At 63.1% G+C, this 19,175-nt stretch carries 15 protein-coding genes; 12 read left to right on the top strand and 3 right to left on the bottom strand.

Going from position 1 to position 19,175, the window contains the following annotated elements:
• Positions 1-95: 95 nt before the first annotated feature.
• Entirely contained in the window at positions 96-1,082 is a 987-nt protein-coding gene (locus VIM95_RS19965; RefSeq protein ID WP_331989240.1) for a malate dehydrogenase, read from the top strand.
• Positions 1,083-1,155: 73 nt separating this feature from the next.
• On the opposite strand, the gene VIM95_RS19960 is transcribed toward VIM95_RS19965, so the two are convergent.
• Entirely contained in the window at positions 1,156-1,941 is a 786-nt protein-coding gene (locus tag VIM95_RS19960) for a DeoR/GlpR family DNA-binding transcription regulator (protein WP_349258188.1), read from the bottom strand.
• A 277-nt stretch (positions 1,942-2,218) separates the two neighbouring features.
• Here VIM95_RS19960 and glpD point away from each other — a divergent pair, with 277 nt between their 5' ends.
• From glpD to VIM95_RS19910, 10 genes are all read left to right on the top strand, one after another.
• Positions 2,219-3,760, top strand: coding sequence for a glycerol-3-phosphate dehydrogenase (gene glpD, locus VIM95_RS19955; protein ID WP_331989236.1), 1,542 nt, complete (start codon positions 2,219-2,221; stop codon positions 3,758-3,760).
• 266 nt (positions 3,761-4,026) lie between these two features.
• Positions 4,027-5,151 (top strand): ABC transporter ATP-binding protein, encoded by a 1,125-nt coding sequence (locus tag VIM95_RS19950; RefSeq protein WP_331989234.1) that lies wholly within the window; start codon positions 4,027-4,029, stop codon positions 5,149-5,151.
• Between the two features lie 2 nt (positions 5,152-5,153).
• Complete coding sequence (locus tag VIM95_RS19945; protein WP_331989232.1) at positions 5,154-6,224, top strand: ABC transporter ATP-binding protein; 1,071 nt, start codon at positions 5,154-5,156, stop codon at positions 6,222-6,224.
• Between the two features lie 10 nt (positions 6,225-6,234).
• Positions 6,235-7,113 (top strand): sugar ABC transporter permease, encoded by an 879-nt coding sequence (locus VIM95_RS19940; protein WP_331989230.1) that lies wholly within the window; start codon positions 6,235-6,237, stop codon positions 7,111-7,113.
• Between the two features lie 2 nt (positions 7,114-7,115).
• Complete coding sequence (locus VIM95_RS19935; protein WP_331989228.1) at positions 7,116-7,913, top strand: carbohydrate ABC transporter permease; 798 nt, start codon at positions 7,116-7,118, stop codon at positions 7,911-7,913.
• 25 nt (positions 7,914-7,938) lie between these two features.
• The gene (locus VIM95_RS19930; protein ID WP_331989226.1) at positions 7,939-8,211 is read left to right on the top strand and encodes a DUF2160 domain-containing protein; all 273 of its coding nucleotides are present in this window, start codon (positions 7,939-7,941) and stop codon (positions 8,209-8,211) included.
• Positions 8,212-8,306: 95 nt separating this feature from the next.
• A complete protein-coding gene (locus VIM95_RS19925) occupies positions 8,307-10,031 on the top strand; it encodes an ABC transporter substrate-binding protein (protein WP_331989224.1) in 1,725 nt (574 codons plus the stop codon).
• A 126-nt stretch (positions 10,032-10,157) separates the two neighbouring features.
• The gene (gene glpK / locus VIM95_RS19920; protein ID WP_331989222.1) at positions 10,158-11,645 is read left to right on the top strand and encodes a glycerol kinase GlpK; all 1,488 of its coding nucleotides are present in this window, start codon (positions 10,158-10,160) and stop codon (positions 11,643-11,645) included.
• Between the two features lie 92 nt (positions 11,646-11,737).
• Positions 11,738-14,161, top strand: coding sequence for a PBP1A family penicillin-binding protein (locus tag VIM95_RS19915; RefSeq protein WP_331989220.1), 2,424 nt, complete (start codon positions 11,738-11,740; stop codon positions 14,159-14,161).
• Positions 14,162-14,200: 39 nt separating this feature from the next.
• The gene (locus tag VIM95_RS19910) at positions 14,201-15,622 is read left to right on the top strand and encodes a CoA transferase (protein WP_331989218.1); all 1,422 of its coding nucleotides are present in this window, start codon (positions 14,201-14,203) and stop codon (positions 15,620-15,622) included.
• 7 nt (positions 15,623-15,629) lie between these two features.
• Here the strand turns inward: VIM95_RS19910 and tyrS are convergent, their stop codons facing one another.
• Complete coding sequence (gene tyrS / locus VIM95_RS19905) at positions 15,630-16,904, bottom strand: tyrosine--tRNA ligase (protein ID WP_331989216.1); 1,275 nt, start codon at positions 16,902-16,904, stop codon at positions 15,630-15,632.
• A gap of 87 nt (positions 16,905-16,991) precedes the next feature.
• Positions 16,992-17,894 carry a LysR family transcriptional regulator gene (locus VIM95_RS19900; RefSeq protein ID WP_331989214.1) on the bottom strand — a complete coding sequence of 301 codons (903 nt, stop codon included), beginning with the start codon at positions 17,892-17,894 and terminating at the stop codon, positions 16,992-16,994.
• Positions 17,895-18,003: 109 nt separating this feature from the next.
• On the opposite strand from VIM95_RS19900, the gene VIM95_RS19895 reads away from it, so the two are divergent.
• Positions 18,004-19,107 carry an aldo/keto reductase gene (locus VIM95_RS19895; protein WP_331989212.1) on the top strand — a complete coding sequence of 368 codons (1,104 nt, stop codon included), beginning with the start codon at positions 18,004-18,006 and terminating at the stop codon, positions 19,105-19,107.
• The last annotated feature ends 68 nt before the right edge of the window (positions 19,108-19,175 follow it).

The following is a 19,175-nucleotide window of genomic DNA, read 5'->3' as shown; positions in this document are numbered from 1 at the left end:
AGACTCAAGTCGATTGCTGTACTGCATCATGAACTTGTGCACCAACCAGCCAGTCAGAAGACCCTCCCTACCTACGAAGCTCCAGGAGCCCCACGATGAAGAAACCCGTTCGCGTTGCCGTTACCGGCGCAGCCGGCCAGATCGGCTACAGCCTGCTGTTCCGCATTGCCTCTGGCGAAATGCTGGGCAAGGACCAACCTGTCATCCTGCAACTCCTGGAACTACCCATGGAGAAGGCCCAGGCCGCGCTCAAGGGCGTGATCATGGAGCTGGAAGACTGCGCCTTCCCGCTGCTGGCCGGCGTTGTTGGTACCGATGATGCAGAAGTCGCATTCAAGGATGTGGACGTTGCCCTGCTGGTTGGCGCCCGCCCACGTGGCCCCGGCATGGAGCGCAAGGATCTGCTGCTCGAAAACGCCAAGATCTTCACTGCGCAAGGCGCCGCCCTGAACAAGGTCGCCAGCCGTGACGTGAAGGTGCTGGTCGTCGGCAACCCCGCCAACACCAATGCCTATATCGCCATGAAGTCGGCCCCGGATCTGCCGGCCAAGAACTTCACCGCCATGCTGCGCCTGGATCACAACCGTGCCCTGAGCCAGCTGGCTGCCAAGGCTGGCGTGGCCGTGGCCGACATCGAGAACCTGGTCGTCTGGGGCAACCACAGCCCGACCATGTACCCCGACTACCGCTTCGCCACCGCAGGCGGCGCGTCGCTCAAGGCCAAGGTCAACGACGAAGCCTGGAACAAGGACACCTTCATTCCCAAGGTCGGCAAGCGTGGCGCCGCCATCATCGAAGCCCGCGGCCTGTCCTCGGCCGCTTCGGCTGCCAATGCTGCCATCGACCACATCCGTGACTGGGTACTGGGCACCAATGGCAAGTGGGTCACCATGGGCATCCCGTCCGATGGCTCCTACGGCATCCCCGAAGGTGTGATGTACGGCGTGCCGGTCACCTGCGCGAATGGCGAGTACAAGCGTGTCGAAGGCCTGGAAATCGACGCCTTCTCGCGTGAGCGCATGGACTTCACCCTGGCCGAGCTCGAAGAAGAGCGCGCCGGCGTGGCACACCTGCTGGGCTAATCCCCGCGCAGGCAAGAAAAAGGGCGAACCGCGGTTCGCCCTTTTTTATTGTTTTCACCCCGGCTCGCCGGATTCAATCCTCGGCCGGCTGTGACGCCTCGCCCGCCACGAAGACCTGGGTACCCGCCTCCCGTAGCGCATGCGCCAGATGCGCACTCAAGGGCTCGTCAGTAAACAGGCAATCCACCTGCGACAGATGCCCCAGGCGCACCAAGGCCTCGCGACCAAACTTGGTATGGTCGGCCACCAGCCAGATCTGCCGCGATTGCTCGATGATAGTCTGGGCGACCTTGACCTCCTGGTAGTCGAAATCGCGCAAGGTCCCATCCGCCTCGATGCTGGAGACGCCGATGATGCCGATATCGACCTTGAACTGGCGGATGAAGTCTATGGTCGCCTCCCCCACCACGCCGCGATCACGCGGGCGTACCACTCCACCAGCCACGATGACCTCGCAAGCGGCATTGGTCGACAGGGTCATGGCCACGTTCAGGTTGTTGGTCACGACATGCAGGCCACGGTGCTGCTGCAAGGCCAGCGCCACGGCCTCGGTAGTGGTACCGATATTGATGAACAGTGATTTGTCATTGGGCAGCTCCTGCGCCACCCGCGCCGCGATGCGCTGCTTGGCCTCGCTATTGAGTACCTGGCGCTGGGGGTAGGCAATGTTCTGTACGCTAGATGGCAACCCTACCCCACCATGGTAGCGCCGCAGCAGTTCTTCCTCCTCCAGCTGGCTCACATCGCGGCGTATGGTCTGCATGGTGACGCCGAAATGGTTCGCCAGCTCTTCCACCGAGACAAAACCCCGATCTCGCACCAACGTCAGCAGCGACATCTGCCTTGGATTCACTCCCACTCCCTGTATTGAAGGCGCCTAGCACCTGGATGCAGCCAACATAGCACATTTTCCTTTTTCGACCCGTTTACAACAAATTCGCAAATCCAAGTCGAACCAACGGCAATAACAAGCACCCGCAATGATCAAAAGCAGGGGGACTGGTCCAATCAGAAGCCGCCAAAGCAACAGGAACAAACACAAAAGAAAAAATAAACAACATTTTCTTGGCAATATCGAAAACGTTCCTATACATTTGACACAAGAAAACACAAGCAAATGAACAAAGGAGGCAGAGGTGCAGACCGGCGTGTTCGATGTCGTGGTAGTCGGCGGCGGGATCAATGGGACGGGGATCGCACGCGATCTGGCCGGCAGAGGCCTGACTGTCCTTCTGTGCGAAAAGGATGACCTGGCGAGGCATACTTCATCGGCCAGTACCAAGCTGATACACGGCGGACTGCGTTACCTTGAGTACTACGAGTTCGGCTTGGTGCGTAAAGCACTGCAGGAGCGCGAGGTACTGTTGCGCGCTGCGCCGCACATCATCCGCCCGCTGCGCTTTGTGATGCCGCACGACCATCATCTGCGCCCGGCATGGATGATACGGGCCGGCCTCTTTCTCTATGATCACCTGGCCCACCGCGAGCTGCTACCGGCATCCCGATCCGTGGACCTGCGGCGGCACGAAGCAGGCTTACCGCTGCACAGCCGCTTTGAGCGCGGCTTCGTCTACTCCGACGCCTGGGTGGACGACGCGCGTTTGGTTGCGCTTTGCGCGCTGGACGCACACGAGCGCGGCGCCCAGATCCACACCCATACGACCTGCGCAGGTGCAACACAGACCGATGGCAACTGGTCGATCACCTTGCGCGAACAAGATGGTGCCGAACGCAAAGTCTCTGCACGCCTGCTGGTCAACGCCGCCGGCCCTTGGGTGGGTGAATTCCTGTCCGAGGTGGCGCAGGTTCCCGCCGCCAAGCGGGTCAGGCTGGTCAAGGGTAGCCATATCGTGGTGCCCCGCCTGTTCGACCACCCCTATGCCTACATCTTCCAGAACCCGGACAAGCGCATCATCTTCGCCATACCCTACGAACAGGATTACACCCTGATAGGCACCACCGACGTGGAGTACCGTGGCGAAGCCGGCCAGGTGGCAATTGCCGAGGATGAGATCCACTACCTGTGTGAGATGGCCAGCCGTTACTTCCAGGCCACCATCGCCCCCGAGCAGGTAGTCTGGCACTACTCGGGCGTGCGCCCGCTGCTGGATGACGAGTCGGCCGACGCAGCCGGTGTGACACGCGACTACGAGCTGGCGCTGGAACACGCTCCCGCCCCCTTGTTATCGGTGTTCGGCGGCAAGATCACCACCTTCCGCAAGCTGGCAGAAGAGGCGGCTGACATGGTGCAGGAGGTACTCAACCGCGGCAGCGGCCCCTGGACCGCCAAAGCCACCCTACCCGGCGGTGATCTGCCTGGTGGCGACTTCGAAGCCTTTCTTATCCAACTGCGTAAGGACTACCCCTGGCTGCCGGAAGAACTGCGGGTACGCTATGCACGCGGCTACGGCAGCCGCCTACCAAAGCTGCTGGCCGGCCGCGGCTCGCTGGCCGAGCTGGGCGAGGCCGTGCTGCCAGGACTCTACGCCGCAGAGATCCATTACCTGCAGCAACATGAATGGGCCCGCAGCGCGGCCGATATTCTGTGGCGCCGTAGCAAGCTGGGCCTGCACGTACCCAAGGGTGGCGAAGCAACGCTGGATGCCTGGTTGCAACGCCATGTTGTAAACACGACAGAATCGAAAATATACGATCAAACCTCCCTCACAAACGGCTAAGTTATAGGGGCGTGGCCGTATGGCTGCGGATTTCACGCTGTAAACAGACCACAAAGCCCATCGATAAGGGCGTGGCAACCAAAAAGAAGAGGAGCCACTAACAAAGCCTTCCGGCTTCCCCGTAAAGAGGGGGCCGTGGTTGTAAGGTGCTGAAGCACCGACAAGCACATTCAGGCGTGCAAGCGCTGACAGTACGAGTGGTACGGCAAGCTTGCACAACAAGGACAGAAGGTTTTGTTAGTGGCTCCCAACGGAGACAACTCGCAATGCAGCTTAAACTGGACGGCATCAGCAAGCTGGCCGGTGCGGACGTGCACATCCATCCGCTCGACCTGAACCTGCAAGCCGGCAAGATCAATGTGCTGTTGGGCCAGACGCGTGCCGGCAAGACCACGCTGATGCGGCTGATGGCGGGCCTGGACAGACCTAGCGGCGGCCGGGTGCTGGTCGATGGCGTCGACGTGACCGGCGTTTCTGTACGCCGCCGCGACCTCGCCATGGTCTACCAGCAATTCGTCAACTACCCCTCCTTTACCGTCTTCGAGAATATCGCCTCCCCCCTGCGGTTGGCGGGCAAGCTGAGCCCGCAGGAAATCAAGACGCGGGTGGAAGCGGTAGCCGAAAAGCTGCACATCGCCCATCTGCTGGACCGGCTGCCCAGCGCCCTTTCCGGCGGCCAGCAGCAACGTACCGCCATGGCCCGCGCCATGGTCAAGCAGGCACCTTTGCTGCTGCTCGACGAGCCGCTGGTCAACCTCGATTACAAGCTGCGTGAAGAGCTGCGCGCCGAACTGAAGGACTTGTTCGCCGACGGCCACACCACGGTGGTCTACGCCACCACAGAACCCCACGAGGCACTGCTTTTGGGTGGCCATACCGCCGTGCTGGACGAAGGTCGCTTGCTGCAGTTCGCCCCCACGCTGGAAGTCTTCCACCATCCCGCCACCCAGCGGGTCGCCCAAGTCTTCAGTGATCCACCCATGAATCTGCTGCCGGCCCATATTCCCGCCGGCACTGGCGAAGCGCGACTGGCGGGTGGGCTGGTGCTCCCGCTGGGGCCGCATCTCACTGCCCTTCCCGCCGGCCAATATACGCTGGGTGTGCGCCCCAGCCATCTGCGCCTGCGTCCCGAGCGCAGCGGCGAGGTGGCCTTGCAGTGCGAGGTGGAACTGGCCGAGATCAGCGGCTCGGATACCTATCTGCACCTCAAGCAGGCTGGTGCGGATTGGGTGGCGCAGCTACCTGGCGTCTGTGACCTCGACCCGGGCAGCCATGTAGAGATCTACCTCCACCCCGGCGACGTGTTCGCCTTCGACCAACAAGGTCGACTGGCCGGCTCACCTGATCGTGGGCTGATTCTCGCGGCCAACGCCGCCAGCGTAGGGGCTTAGCCATGGCACGTATCGAACTCAATGGCCTTGGCCACCGCTACCCTGGCAGCGAGCAATATGCGCTGCAACCGCAAACCATGGTCTGGGAGGATGGCGGCGCCTATGCCCTGCTGGGCCCCAGCGGCTGCGGCAAGACCACCCTGCTCAACATCATCTCCGGCCTTCTGACCCCAAGCGAAGGCAGCGTGCTGTTCGACGGCCGTGACGTCACCCAGCTGCCACCGGAGAAACGCAATATCGCCCAGGTTTTCCAGTTCCCGGTCATCTACGACACCATGACCGTGTTCGACAACCTGGCCTTCCCGCTGCGCAACCGCAAGCTGCCGGAACCTGAAGTACGCAGCCGGGTACAGGAGATCGCCGAGATCCTGGACCTGAGTGGCGAACTCAGGCGCCGAGCCAGCGGCCTTTCGGCCGAGGAAAAGCAGATCATCTCATTGGGCCGAGGCCTGGTGCGCAAGGATGTGGCGGCGGTGCTGTTCGACGAGCCGCTGACCGTGATCGACCCGCATGTGAAGTGGCTGCTGCGGCGTCAGCTCAAGCGCATCCACCAGCAGCTCAAGCTCTCGCTGATCTACGTCACCCATGACCAGATCGAGGCGCTGACCTTCGCCAACCAGGTGGTAGTCATGTACGAAGGCGAGGTGGTGCAGATGGGTACGCCACAGGCCTTGTTCGAGGAGCCGGCCCATACCTTTGTTGGCCACTTTATCGGTAGCCCGGGCATGAATCTGCTGCCTTGCGAGCTCAACGGCGAATCGATCCGGCTGGGCGAGCAATCGATGCCGCTGGCCCCAGCGCTTGCGGTCCGCCTGGCCCAGGTAGGCAAGCCGCTGATGCTGGGCATACGGCCGGAATTCATCCGCCTGGCGAGCAGCGGTAGCGCAGCGCTCGATGCCGACGTGGTGCGGCTGGAGGACCTGGGTACCAGCAAGATCCTGACCGTCACCCTGGCCGGTAAGCCGATACGGATACGTCTGCCCGAACAACAGACGGTCGAAGGCACGCGGGTGCGACTGGACTTCCAGCCCGAGCGCACCATGTTCTACGCCGATGGGCACCGGATCGCCTAGGAGAGCCAGCATGAAACCCTATAACAACAAGGCTTGGCTGCTGGTGCTCCCGGTGGTGCTCTGCGTGGCCTTCTCGGCAGTCATCCCGCTCATGACGGTGGTCAACTACTCGGTACAGGACATCCTGGGGCCGGACCAGCGGGTATTCGTCGGCACGGAATGGTTCAAGAATGTGCTGCGCGACCCCGAGCTGCACGGTGCACTGTGGCGGCAGATCGTTTTCTCGGCCACCGTGCTCGCCATCGAGATCCCGCTCGGTATCCTGCTCGCGCTGGCGCTGCCGGCACAGGGTTGGCGCTCCTCCTTGGCACTGGTGTTGCTAGCCATGCCCTTGCTGATCCCCCAGAACGTGGTCGGCACCATCTGGCAGATCTATGGCCGCACCGATATCGGCTTTGGCGGCCTCGTGATCTCCAAGCTGGGGTTCGACTACAACTACGCCTCCAACCCGACCGACGCCTGGCTGACGGTGGTGGTCATGGATATCTGGCACTGGACGCCCTTGATCGCGCTGCTGGCTTTTGCAGGCCTGCGCGCCATCCCCGAAGCCTACTACCAGGCGGCGCGTATCGACGGCGCCTCGCGCTGGGCAGTGTTCCGCTATATCCAACTGCCGAAGCTGCGTGGCGTGCTCTTGATCGGCCTGCTGCTGCGCTTTATGGACAGCTTCATGATCTACACCGAGCCCTTTGTGCTGACGGGTGGCGGGCCGGGTAATGCCACCACCTTTTTGAGCCAGTACCTTACCCAGAAAGCCGTTGGCCAGTTCGATCTGGGGCCGGCTGCCGCCTTCTCGCTGGTTTACTTCCTCATCATCCTTTTGGCCTGCTTCGTGTTCTACACGCTACTGCAGAACCAGGCCGAGAGCGACAACAAGCCGGAGGCCTGACCATGAAAAAACGCTACCTCGGCCTCCTGCTCTACCTCGTCTTCGCCATCCTGCCGATCTATTGGATGCTGAATATGTCGCTCAAGACCAATGAGGAGATCACCGGCGTCTTCAGCCTGTGGCCGCAGCAACTTACGCTGGCCAACTTCCGTACCATCCTGACCGACCCGGCCTGGTACAGCGGCTATATCAATTCGCTGATCTACGTCGGCATCAACACCATCTGCTCGGTGCTGGTGGCCCTGCCCGCCGCCTACGCCTTCTCGCGCTATGAGTTTCTGGGCGACAAGCACCTGTTCTTTTGGCTGCTGACCAACCGTATGAGCCCACCGGCGGTCTTTCTGCTTCCCTTCTTCCAGCTCTATTCCAGCGTCAACCTGTTTGATACGCATATCGCCGTGGCACTGGCCCATATGTTGTTCAACGTGCCGCTGGCGGTCTGGATCCTGGAAGGCTTTATGTCCGGTGTGCCGCGGGAAATCGACGAGACGGCCTATATCGACGGTTACCGCTTCCCACACTTCTTTGTGCGCATCTTTATCCCGCTGATCAGCGCCGGCATCGGCGTGACCGCCTTTTTCTGTTTCATGTTCAGCTGGGTTGAGCTGCTGCTGGCCCGCACCCTGACCTCGGTCAATGCCAAGCCCATCGTGGCCATCATGACCCGCACGGTCAGCGCCGCCGGCATGGACTGGGGTGTGCTGGCTGCGGCCGGGATATTGACCATTGTGCCGGGCGCACTGGTGATCTACTTCGTGCGCAACTACATCGCCAAGGGCTTTGCCATGGGCCGGGTCTGAGCCAGATACAAGAGGAGAGCAGGCAATGGAATGGATGGCATGGACTCTGCCGGTGGCAGTGTTCTTTATCTCGGTCGGCGTGATGCTGGCCGGCATGACGGTCTGGGAGATCGCCCGGCCCTCGGTAGCCCGGCGCGGCTTTTTGCGCCTGCGCACCACGCGTGGCGATCGCTTGTTCCTGGGCCTCCTGAGCGCGGCCTACGTCAACCTGGCTTGGGCTGGCGTGAGCGACCTCAACCAGTGGTACGGCGCAGCGGCCTCCTTGCTGCTGTTGCTCGTCATCATGCGCTGGGGCTGAGCCAGGCCATTAACCGTTACGACGGTGTCGGCCGTGCCTTCCGGCCGGCACCGAATTGGATCGAAGGCGAGATACACACATAACAGGAGACAGCCGTGGTCAAGAAATTGGTAGTGGCAATAGCCTGCGCTTTTGCGGCCCCCGTCGTAATGGCCGGCACCGCCGAAGCTCAAAAGTGGATCGATAGCGAGTTCCAGCCCAGCACGCTTTCCAAGCAGCAGCAGGCCGACGAGATGAAGTGGTTCATCGCCGCGGCCGAAAAGCTCAAGAAGGCCGGCATCACCGAGATCAATGTGGTGTCCGAGACCATCGACACCCATGTGTACGAATCCAAGACCCTGGCCAAGGCCTTTGCCGAGATCACCGGGATCAAGGTCAACCACGACATCATCCAGGAAGGTGACGTGGTCGAGAAATTGCAGACCCAGATGCAGTCGGGCAAGAACATCTACGACGGCTGGATCTCCGATTCCGACCTGATCGGCACCCACTACCGCTACGGTCAGGTCGTGCCACTGACCGACTTCATGGCCGGCGAAGGCAAGGACTTCACCAGCCCCACCCTGGACATCAAGGACTTTATCGGCACCAAGTTCACCACAGCTCCCGACGGCAAGCTCTACCAACTGCCCGACCAGCAGTTCGCCAACCTGTACTGGTTCCGTGCCGACTGGTTTGCCCGGCCCGATCTGCAAAAGCAGTTCAAGGCCAAGTATGGCTACGACCTGGGTGTACCGGTCAACTGGTCGGCGTATGAAGACATTGCCAACTTCTTCACCAATGACGTGAAGACCATCGACGGCGTCAAGGTCTACGGCCATATGGACTACGGCAAGAAGGACCCTTCGCTGGGCTGGCGCTTTACCGATGCCTGGCTGTCCATGGCTGGTGAAGCCGACAAGGGCACACCGAACGGCCTGCCGGTGGACGAGTGGGGCATCCGCGTTGCCGACGACAAGTGCACCCCGGTCGGTGCTTCCATGAGCCGCGGCGGCGCCACCAACAGCCCGGCTGCGGTCTACGCGCTGACCAAGTACATCGACTGGATGAAGAAGTACGCTCCGCCGCAAGCACTGGGCATGACCTTCTCCGAAGCCGGACCGGTACCGGCGCAGGGTGCTATCGCCCAACAGGTCTTCTGGTACACCGCCTTTACCGCCTCCATGAACAAACCCGGCCTACCGGTGGTGAACAAGGACGGCACGCCCAAGTGGCGCATGGCTCCCGGCCCGCACGGCCCGTATTGGAAGGATGGCATGCAGAACGGCTACCAGGACGTGGGCTCCTGGACCTTCTTCAAGTCCACCCCGCTGGAACGCCGTCAGGCCGCCTGGCTGTATGCTCAGTTCGTGACCTCCAAGACAGTCTCGCTGAAGAAGAGCGTCACCGGTCTGACCTTTATCCGCGAGTCGGATATCCAGAGCCAGGCCATGACGGATATGGCACCCAAGCTCGGCGGTCTGGTGGAGTTCTACCGCAGCCCGGCCCGGGTGGCCTGGACGCCGACCGGCACCAACGTACCTGACTACCCCAAGCTGGCCCAGCTGTGGTGGAAGAACGTGGCTACCGCGGTGACCGGCGAGAAGACCCCGCAGGACGCCATGGACAATCTGGCCAAGGAAATGGATGCCGTCATGGCCCGTTTGCAGCGCGCCGGCATGAAGGTTTGCGCGCCCAAGCTCAACCCGGAGACCGACCCCAAGCAATGGCAGGCCAAGGGCACCGCGCCCTGGCCTAAGCTCGCCAACGAAAAGCCCAAGGGTGAAACCGTACCCTATGAGCAGCTTCTCAAAGCCTGGAAGGAAGGCCGCGTGAAGTAAGCAAGGTGGGGCGGCGACAAGCCGCCCCAGTCATTTCGGCTATCGAAGCCGAGGCCGGAAGGCGATAATCCCAATATCTCCGCAAGTTGGCAGCCCTAGCGCGGCTGTCGCAGCAAAGGTAAGCGCATGCCCTACGTACTCGCCCTGGACCAGGGCACTACCAGTTCCCGAGCCATCGTCTTCAACGAGCTGGGCTTGCCCGTGGCCAGCGCGCAGCAGGAATTCCCGCAGCACTTCCCGCAACCGGGCTGGGTCGAGCACGACCCCATGGACCTATGGCACAGCCAACTGGCCACGGCCCGGCAGGCGCTGCAACAAGCCGGCTTGCGCGCCGACCAGATCGCAGGCCTTGGCATCACCAACCAGCGCGAGACCACCGTGCTGTGGGAACGCAAGACCGGCAAGCCGCTGCATCATGCCATCGTCTGGCAGGATCGGCGTACAGCCGACCTTTGCAAGCAACTGACCGAGCAGGGGCACGACCCCATGGTGCGCGAGCGGACCGGCCTCTTGCTGGACTCATACTTCTCCGGCCCCAAGCTCGCCTGGCTGCTCGACCACCTGCCCGATGCCCGCCGCCGGGCCGAGGCCGGTGAGCTGGCCTTTGGTACGGTGGACAGCTGGCTGATCTGGAACCTGACCGGCGGCCAGCGTCATATCACCGACCCGAGCAATGCCTGCCGCACCCTGCTGTTCAATATCCATCGTCAGTGCTGGGACGAGGACCTGCTGGCACTGTTCAATATCCCGGTCCAGCTCCTGCCCGAGGTGGTGCCCTCCAGCGGCCGCCATGGCTTGACCATGGCCGAGCCCCTGGGCAGCCCCATCGAGATCGCCGGCATTGCCGGTGACCAGCAGGCCGCCTTGTTCGGCCAGGCCTGCCACAAGCCCGGCATGGCCAAGAATACCTATGGCACCGGCTGCTTTATGTTGCTGCAGACCGGAGAGCAGGCCATGCGCTCGGCCAATGGCCTATTGACCACCGTGGCCGCCAGCGGCGATGGCAAACCGCGCTTTGCCCTGGAGGGCAGCGTATTTGTCGGTGGCGCGGTGGTGCAGTGGCTGCGCGATGGGCTGGGCATGGTGCCCAACTCCTCGGCGGTGGAGCCGCTGGCTGCCTCGGTCCCCGATAGCGGCGGCGTCTATTTCGTGCCCGCCTTCACCGGCCTGGGCGCCCCGCACTGGGACCCCCATGCCTGCGGTGGCCTCTTGGGCCTTTCGCGCGGCACCACCCAGGCACATATCGCCCGCGCTGCGCTCGAAGGCATTGCCTTCCAGTCGGCCGATCTACTTGAGGCCATGCAGGCCGACGCCAGCGAACCGCTGCACGAGTTGCGTGCCGACGGCGGCGCAGCCGCCAACAACCTGCTGCTGCAATGCCAGGCCGACCTTCTGGGTGTGCCGGTAGTGCGGCCCAAGGTCCTGGAAACTACCGCCCTGGGGGCTGCGCTGCTGGCCGGGCTCGCCACCGGCGTCTATCCGGACATGGCCACCCTGACCAGCCAGTGGCAGATGGACCGCACCTTCGAGCCGGCCATCAGCCGTGATGAAGCGGCAGCACGCCGCACCAAATGGCGCTCTGCAGTAGTCCGAGTGCAAAACTGGCAGGTCTGAGGGACAGCAGTGACAGCAAGTCCTGGAGCAAATAGGCGCTGGGCGGGGCACAATAGCGCCCTGCCCGACTCCAGGCCGCGCGCCACCCGACCGTGACCACACCGCTACCAGAATCCGACACGCCTCCGACCCCACGCTGGCTGCGCCTATGGCGGCGCTGGCGCATGCTCTTGGGCGGCGTGGTCCTCGTGTCGTTCCTGCTGCTGGCCGGCGGCATCGCTTGGCTGTGGAAGGATCTGCCATCGCTCGATGAGCTCGACAACCTGCAGCCCAAGGTCCCGCTGCGCATCTACAGCGCCGACGGCATTCTGATTGGCGAGTTCGGCCGCGAACGCCGGCAACTGGTCAAACTCTCCGAGATGCCGCTACACCTCAAGCAAGCACTGCTGGATATCGAGGACGCCCGCTTCTATGACCATGGCGCCATCGACCTGACCGGCGCCATCCGTGCCGGCTTTGCCAACCTCGCCAGTGGCGGTCGCAGCCAAGGTGCCAGCACCATCACCATGCAACTGGCGCGCGATCTTTTCCTGACCAAGGACAAGGAAATCAGCCGCAAGCTGCGCGAGATCCTGCTGGCCTACAAGATCGAGTTCGTGCACAGCAAGGATGGTGTGCTCGAGCTCTATATGAACCAGATCTACCTGGGCCAGCGCGCCTACGGTTTTGCCGGTGCCGCCCGGGCCTACTTCGACAAGGACCTGCAGCAACTGACACTGGCCGAGTCTGCCATGCTGGCCGGCCTGCCCAAGGCCCCTGCAGCCTACAACCCGGTGATCAATCCCGAGCGCGCGCGCGTGCGGCAGGTGTATATCCTCAAACGCATGCTGGAGCTGGGGCATATCAAGGAGGCCGAGTACCAGCGGGCGCTGGCCGAGCCATTGCGTCTGGCCAATGGCCGCAGCAAGGTTGCGCGACCGCACGCGGCCTACCTGGCCGAAATGGTACGCCAACAGATGGTGGCGCAGTACGGCGAGGCCGCCTACGCCCGTGGCATATCGGTGACCACCACGGTGGACTACACCGCCCAGAGCCAAGCCTGGCAGGCGGTCCATGACAGCTTGCTGGAATATGACCGCCGACGCGGCTGGCGCGGCGCGGAGGGCCAGATCAAGCTGCCCAAGGAAGAAGATGAACTGGAAGACGCGGTCGCCGATGGACTGGAGCGCCACCCCGATACCGAGGACATGGAGGCGGTGGTCCTGACCGCCGTCACATCCAAGGCGCTGACCCTGATGCGGCGCGACGGCGACACCCTCACCCTGCCGCCTGGCAGCCAACGCTTTGCTGCCAGCGGCCTGCGTAGCGACGCGCCCGAGCGCTTGCGCCTGCGGCCTGGCGTCATCGTCCGTTTAAGCAACAACGCGCAGGGTAAGCCCGAGATCAGCCAGTTGCCTGAGGTACAGGGTGCACTCGTGGCCATGCAGCCGCAGGACGGTGCCATCCGGGCCCTGGTTGGCGGCTATGACTTCCGCCTCAACCCCTTCAACCGGGTCACGCAGGCCATGCGGCAACCGGGCTCAAGCTTCAAACCCTTCGTCTATTCAGCTGCATTGGAAAAAGGTATAGGCCCCGCCACCATCGTCAATGACGCACCGCTGTCCATCAAGCTCGACCCGGCGCGGGACGAGGTCTGGGAGCCCAAGAACGATGACGGTACCGTAGCCGGCCCGATCACCCTGCGGCGCGGCCTGCAAAAGTCCAAGAACCTGGTGGCCCTCCGGGTAGCGCAGCAGATCGGGGTACCCTATGCCCGCGAGTACGTTGGCCGCTTCGGCTTCGACCCCAGGCAGGTGCCACCCTATCTGCCCATGGCGCTTGGCGCCGGCCAGGTTACGCCCTTGCAGTTGGCGCGCGGCTACGCTGTCTTTGCCAACGGCGGCTATCTGGTCCGCCCCTACCTGATCCGGGAAGTGCGCGATGGCCAGGGCCGTCTCTTGATGGTGGCCAAGCCGCAGGTGGCGGCGCAGAACGCGCCGCAGGCGATCTCTGCCGCCAACGCCTATGTGATGGACAGCCTGCTGACCGGGGTGGCCCAGCACGGCACCGCCTACCAGAGCAACAACCTGGGGCGCACCGATCTTGCCGGCAAGACCGGCACTACCAATGACGGCCGCGATGGCTGGTTTGCCGGCTATCAGCACCAGTTGGTAGCGGTGAGCTGGTTCGGCTTCGACCAACCACGGCCACTCGGCGGCGGGGGTGCGCAGCTGGCCCTGCCCATGTGGATGCGCTTCATGGGTCAGGCACTCAAGGGCGTGCCGCGTTACGAGGCCATTCCGCCGGAGGGTGTCCGCAATCTGGGCGGCGAGCTTTATCTCTCGGCCTTCACACCCGGTAACGGTTTTGTTGCCCGCATAGGTATGGAAGGCGTGCCCATGCCGGGCAGCGAAGACAGCGAGATGCCGGCCGACGATACCGACCCCGGCGCAGAGGCTGCGCCCGAAGCACCGACTGCCGCTGCCACGCCGGTGGTACAGCCCGTGGTCATCTCGCGCACCGCCCGGGATCGCTAGACCTGCCAAGCTGACCATACACCAACAACGAGTACCGCCATGGTTACCGCCCAGCAGCCCCCCAGTCCCTCAGTCAGCAACCGGGATGCCGTCGCGGCCCTGTGGCAATGTACCGGCCTAGATGATGCCCCACTGGATTGGCTCAAACTGGCCGGTAGCGATGCGGTACTGCCCTCCTCCTTTGCGGCGGCGACAGCGGCGCAAGCCAGCATTGCCGCCGCCGGGCTGGCGGCTGCCATGCTGTGGCGCGAGCGCGGTGGTCGGCCGCAGACGGTGGCAGTGGACCGACGGCATGCGGTGGCGGAGTTTCGCAGTGAGCGCTACCTGCTGGTAGATGGCGCACCGCCGGCGGACCCCTGGGACAGGATTGCCGGTGCCTACCGTTGTGGCGATGGCCGCTGGATAAGGCTGCACACCAACTTCCCGCACCACCGTGACGGCGTGCTGGCCATCCTCGGCTGCGAGCACGACAAGGCCAGCGTGGCACAGGCGCTGCTGGGTTGGGAGGCAGAAGCATTTGAAACCGCCGCCTCGGCACGGGGCATGGTGGTCGCCGCCATGCGCAGCTTTGCGGAATGGGACGCCCATCCGCAGGCGGCGGCGCTCGCCGGCCTGCCCATCTTCAGCCTGGAGCGCATAGGCGAGGCACCGGCCGCCCCCTTGCCACCGGCCGAGCGGCCGCTGTCCGGTGTAAAAGTACTGGATCTGACCCGGGTGATCGCCGGGCCGGTCTGCGGTCGTACTCTCGCTGCCCACGGTGCCGACGTGCTGGCGATCAGCTCGTCCAAGCTGCCCAGCATTCCAGCCTTGGTGATCGACACCAGCCGGGGCAAACACAATGCCTACCTGGACCTCACCGAAGCGAGCGACCGGGTACAACTGAGGGCCTTGCTCGGTGCTACGGATGTATTCGTACAGGGGTATCGCCCTGGGGGCCTGGCTGCGAAGGGTTTCGGACCTGAGGAGGCCGCCAGCGTGCGGCCGGGCATCGTCTATGTCTCGCTATCTGCCTATGGGCACCTCGGCCCCTGGGCAGACAAGCGCGGCTTCGATTCACTGGTACAGACAGCCTGCGGCTTCAACCACGCCGAGATGAGCGCCTTTGGAGAGAATGCCCCCAGGCCGCTGCCCATGCAGGTGCTGGATCACGCTTCGGGCTATTTGATGGCGCTGGGCGCCATGGCCGCGCTGGCACGGCGTGCCCGCGAGGGTGGCAGCTGGCATGTGCGGGTATCGCTGGCGCAGACCGCGCAATGGCTGCGCGGGCTGGGTCGACCAGTGGATGGCCTGGCAGCGACCGACTTCAGTGCCGAAGAGATCACCGCCTGGCGGCAAATTTCCGCCTCCGGCTTTGGTGAGCTGAGCGCTATCCACCATGCCGCCAAGCTGTCGGCAACCCCGGCCCACTGGCCTCTTCCCTCCATGCCGCTCGGCTCGGCGCCGGCGGCCTGGTGGGAATGAGTGCGCGTTATTGCCAGCTGATCAGGCCGTAGTTCTTCTTCCCTCGCTTGATCACCGTAAAACGACCGAACAGCCGTTCGCTGTCGGCAAACTGGTGCTCAAGACTGTCGGCCTTCTGGCCGTTGATACTGACTGCGCCGCTCTGGATAAAAGTGCGGGCTTCGCTCTTGGACTTGGCAAGACCGGCAGCGGCCAGCGCGTCGATCAGGCTACCCACGCTACGCTCCAGCACGATGCCCGGCATACCGTCCTGCGCCAGTTGCTCAAGGTCCGACTCGGTCAGCACCGAGAGACTGTCGCTAAACAGGCTCTGGCTGATGCGCTGGGCCGCCTCGACCGCAGATTGGCCGTGGACAATGGCGGTGACCTGCTCAGCCAGGATGCGCTGTGCCTCGGGCTTGCCTTCGCGCGCCTTGTCGGCAGCCTCGATGGCATCGATCTCGGCCGGGGTCAGGAAGGTGAAGTAGCGCAGAAATTTGTAGACGTCCGCATCTGCCGTGCTCAACCAGAATTGGTAGAAGGCGTAGGGCGAGGTCTTCTTCGCATCCAGCCAGATGGTACCGGTCTCGGTCTTGCCGAACTTGGTACCGTCGGACTTGGTCACCAACGGCAGGGTCAGGCCGAATACCTGCTGCTGGTTGAGGCGACGGGTCAGATCGGTACCGGCGGTGATATTGCCCCACTGGTCCGAGCCACCGATCTGCAGCTTGCAGCCGTGGCGACGGTTCAGCTCGGTGAAGTCGTAGCCCTGCAACAGGCTGTAGGAGAACTCGGTGTAGGAGATACCCTGGTCGTCACGATTGATACGCTGCTGTACCGACTCCTTCTTGATCATGGCATTGACCGAGAAGTGCTTGCCGATATCGCGCAGGAAGTCGAGCACGCTCATGGGGCCGAACCAGTCGTGGTTGTTGGCCATGATGGCGGCGTTGCTGCCTTCGAAGCTCAGGAAGGGCTCGACCTGCTTGCGGATCTTGGCCACCCAGCCTTCGATCACATCGGGGGTGTTGAGCTTGCGCTCGGTAGCCTTGAAGCTCGGGTCGCCGATCATGCCGGTGGCGCCACCAACCAGGGCGATAGGCTTGTGGCCGGCCAGCTGGAAGCGCTTGAGCACCAGAATGGGCACCAGGCTACCGATATGCAGGCTGTCCGCCGTCGGGTCGAAGCCACAATAGAGGGTCACCGACTCCTTGGCCAACAACTCGTCGAGGGCCGCGGCATCGGTTGCCTGGGCGACAAGGCCACGATCCTGCAGATCCTGGATCAGGGGGGACTGGGACATACTCGGACTCTCCAGAGGGCGGCGCAGCGGCACCGCGACATCAATCGAAACCGCGCATTTTAGCGCAATCTACCCGCCCTGCTCACCTCAGCAATTGCCAAGGCGAGCGCGCCAGAAGTCGATAAAGCAGCGTAGCTTGGGCGCCAGCTGGTGACGGCTGGGATAGTAGAGATGGAAACCGGCAAAGCGCGGACTGGCCTCCGGCAGTACGCGCACCAGGCGCCCATCGACCAGCTCCTGCGCGACCAGCCCTTCGAACAGATAGGACAGCCCAATACCGTCGAGGGCCCCCTCCACCAAGCCTTCACTGTCGCTGACGATAAGCGAACCATCCACTTCCACCTCCACGAGGCGCCCCTCGCGCAGCAGCTCCCAACGATAAATTGCCCCGCTGCTGCGAAAGCGGTAGCGCACGCAGTCATGTTCCCGTAACGCTTCCAGGCTGGCCGGCACGCCATGGCGCGCGAGATAGGCCGGCGAGGCAACGACGACCATCTGCATCTCGCCCCCCAGAGGCAGTGCCACCATGTCCTGCGCAATCGACTCCCCCAGGCGTATGCCCGCGTCGAAGCCCTGCTCGACAATGTCGACCATGCTGTCATCCACGCTCAGTTCCAGCTGCAGTTCAGGAAAGGCGGCCAGGAATTCAGCCAGCCAGGGGCGGATCAGCATGCGGTGGGCTATGCGCGGCAAGGTCAGGCGCAAGCGGCCGGCAGGCCGGCCGCGGTAGTCGTCCAGTTCGCCCGTGGCATCGGCCAGTTCGCTGACGGCCGGTCCGACCCGGGCCAGGAAGCGTGCCCCAGCCTCGGTCAGCCCAACACTGCGGGTAGTACGGTTGAGCAAGCGCACGCCCAGCCGTTGCTCCAAGGTGCGTACCGCCTGACTCACAGCCGGCGGCGTAACCTCCAGCTGGGCTGCGGCGGCGGTAAAGCTACGCTTTTGCGCCACCGTGATGAAGGCAACCAGGCCATCGAGCTGGTCGAGTTTCATTATGAAGCCCTGGTTAATAGAACAAACACATTATCCGGATATTTCTGCTTAATTTCCTTGTCTAGACTGCATCCATCGCAACACCTCCTCAACCAAGAAAGGAAGCACGATGGAACAGCATGGCTACTACACCCTGGGCAAGACCGGTCTACGCGTAAGCCGCCTCTCACTGGGGGTCATGACCTTCGGTACCGAATGGGGCTGGGGTGCCGACAAGAACGCCGCGCAAAGGCTGTTCAACAGCTATCTAGACGCTGGCGGCAATTTCTTCGATACCGCCGACGTCTACACCAACGGCACCAGCGAGAGCTGGCTGGGTGAATTCGTCCGCGCCCGCGAAGCACGCGACAAGGTGGTGCTCGCCAGCAAGTTCACCTTCAACCTCGGTGACAAGAACCCCAACGCCGGTGGCAATGGCCGCAAAAACATTCTGCGGGCGGTGGAAAGCTCGCTCAAGCGGCTGGGCACCGACTACCTGGACGTCTACTACCTGCACGCCTGGGACCAGATCACTCCGGCCGAGGAAGTGATGCGCACCCTGGACGACCTGGTACGCGCCGGCAAGATCCGTCATATCGGCCTTTCGGATGTGCCAGCCTGGTATGCGGCACGCGCCCAGACGCTGGCAGATTGGCGTGGCTTCGAGCCGGTATCGGCCCTGCAGATGCAGTACTCGCTGGTGGAGCGCAATATCGAGCACGAGCATGTACGGATGGCCACCGAGCTTGGCATGGGCATCACGGTCTGGAGCCCATTGGCGAGCGGCATGCTGTCGGGCAAATACCGGCCCAACGAACAGCCGGAAGGTCGGCTGGCGGCCATGCGGGACAACGGCAACCCGGCCTTCCAGCATCTGAACGAGCGCAACTGGCGCATTGTGGCCGAGCTGGAAAAGGTGGCCAATGAGATAGACCGCCCCATGGCGCAGGTAGCCCTGAACTGGGTAGCCAACCGACCCGGCGTAGCCAGCGTCATCGTAGGTGCCAGCAAGCCGGAGCAGTTGGCGGTCAACCTTGGCGCGCTGGACTTCGTGCTGCCACCTGAGCTGATCAGCCGACTCGATGCGGTAAGCGCACCGGAAACGCCCTTCCCCTACTATTTCTTTACCAATGCCATGCAGGGCATGATGTACGGCGGGGCCACGGTGGGCGACAAGCCCGAAGGTTACCGCAGCTCGGTACTCGTAAGCGGCACAGGTAGCGGCGTGGAATAAGACGTTACCCAGACCTCGCGATAAACGGGAGCGCCGGTTTTTGCTACGCTAGCGCTCCCACCCCATCT

Origin of the sequence: Chitinimonas sp. (assembly GCF_036568685.1) — a bacterium.
Taxonomy (GTDB): Bacteria; Pseudomonadota; Gammaproteobacteria; order Burkholderiales; family Chitinimonadaceae; genus Chitinimonas.
The sequence above is the reverse complement of the archived record's forward strand: the minus strand, read 5'-3'. Positions and strand labels throughout refer to the sequence as shown.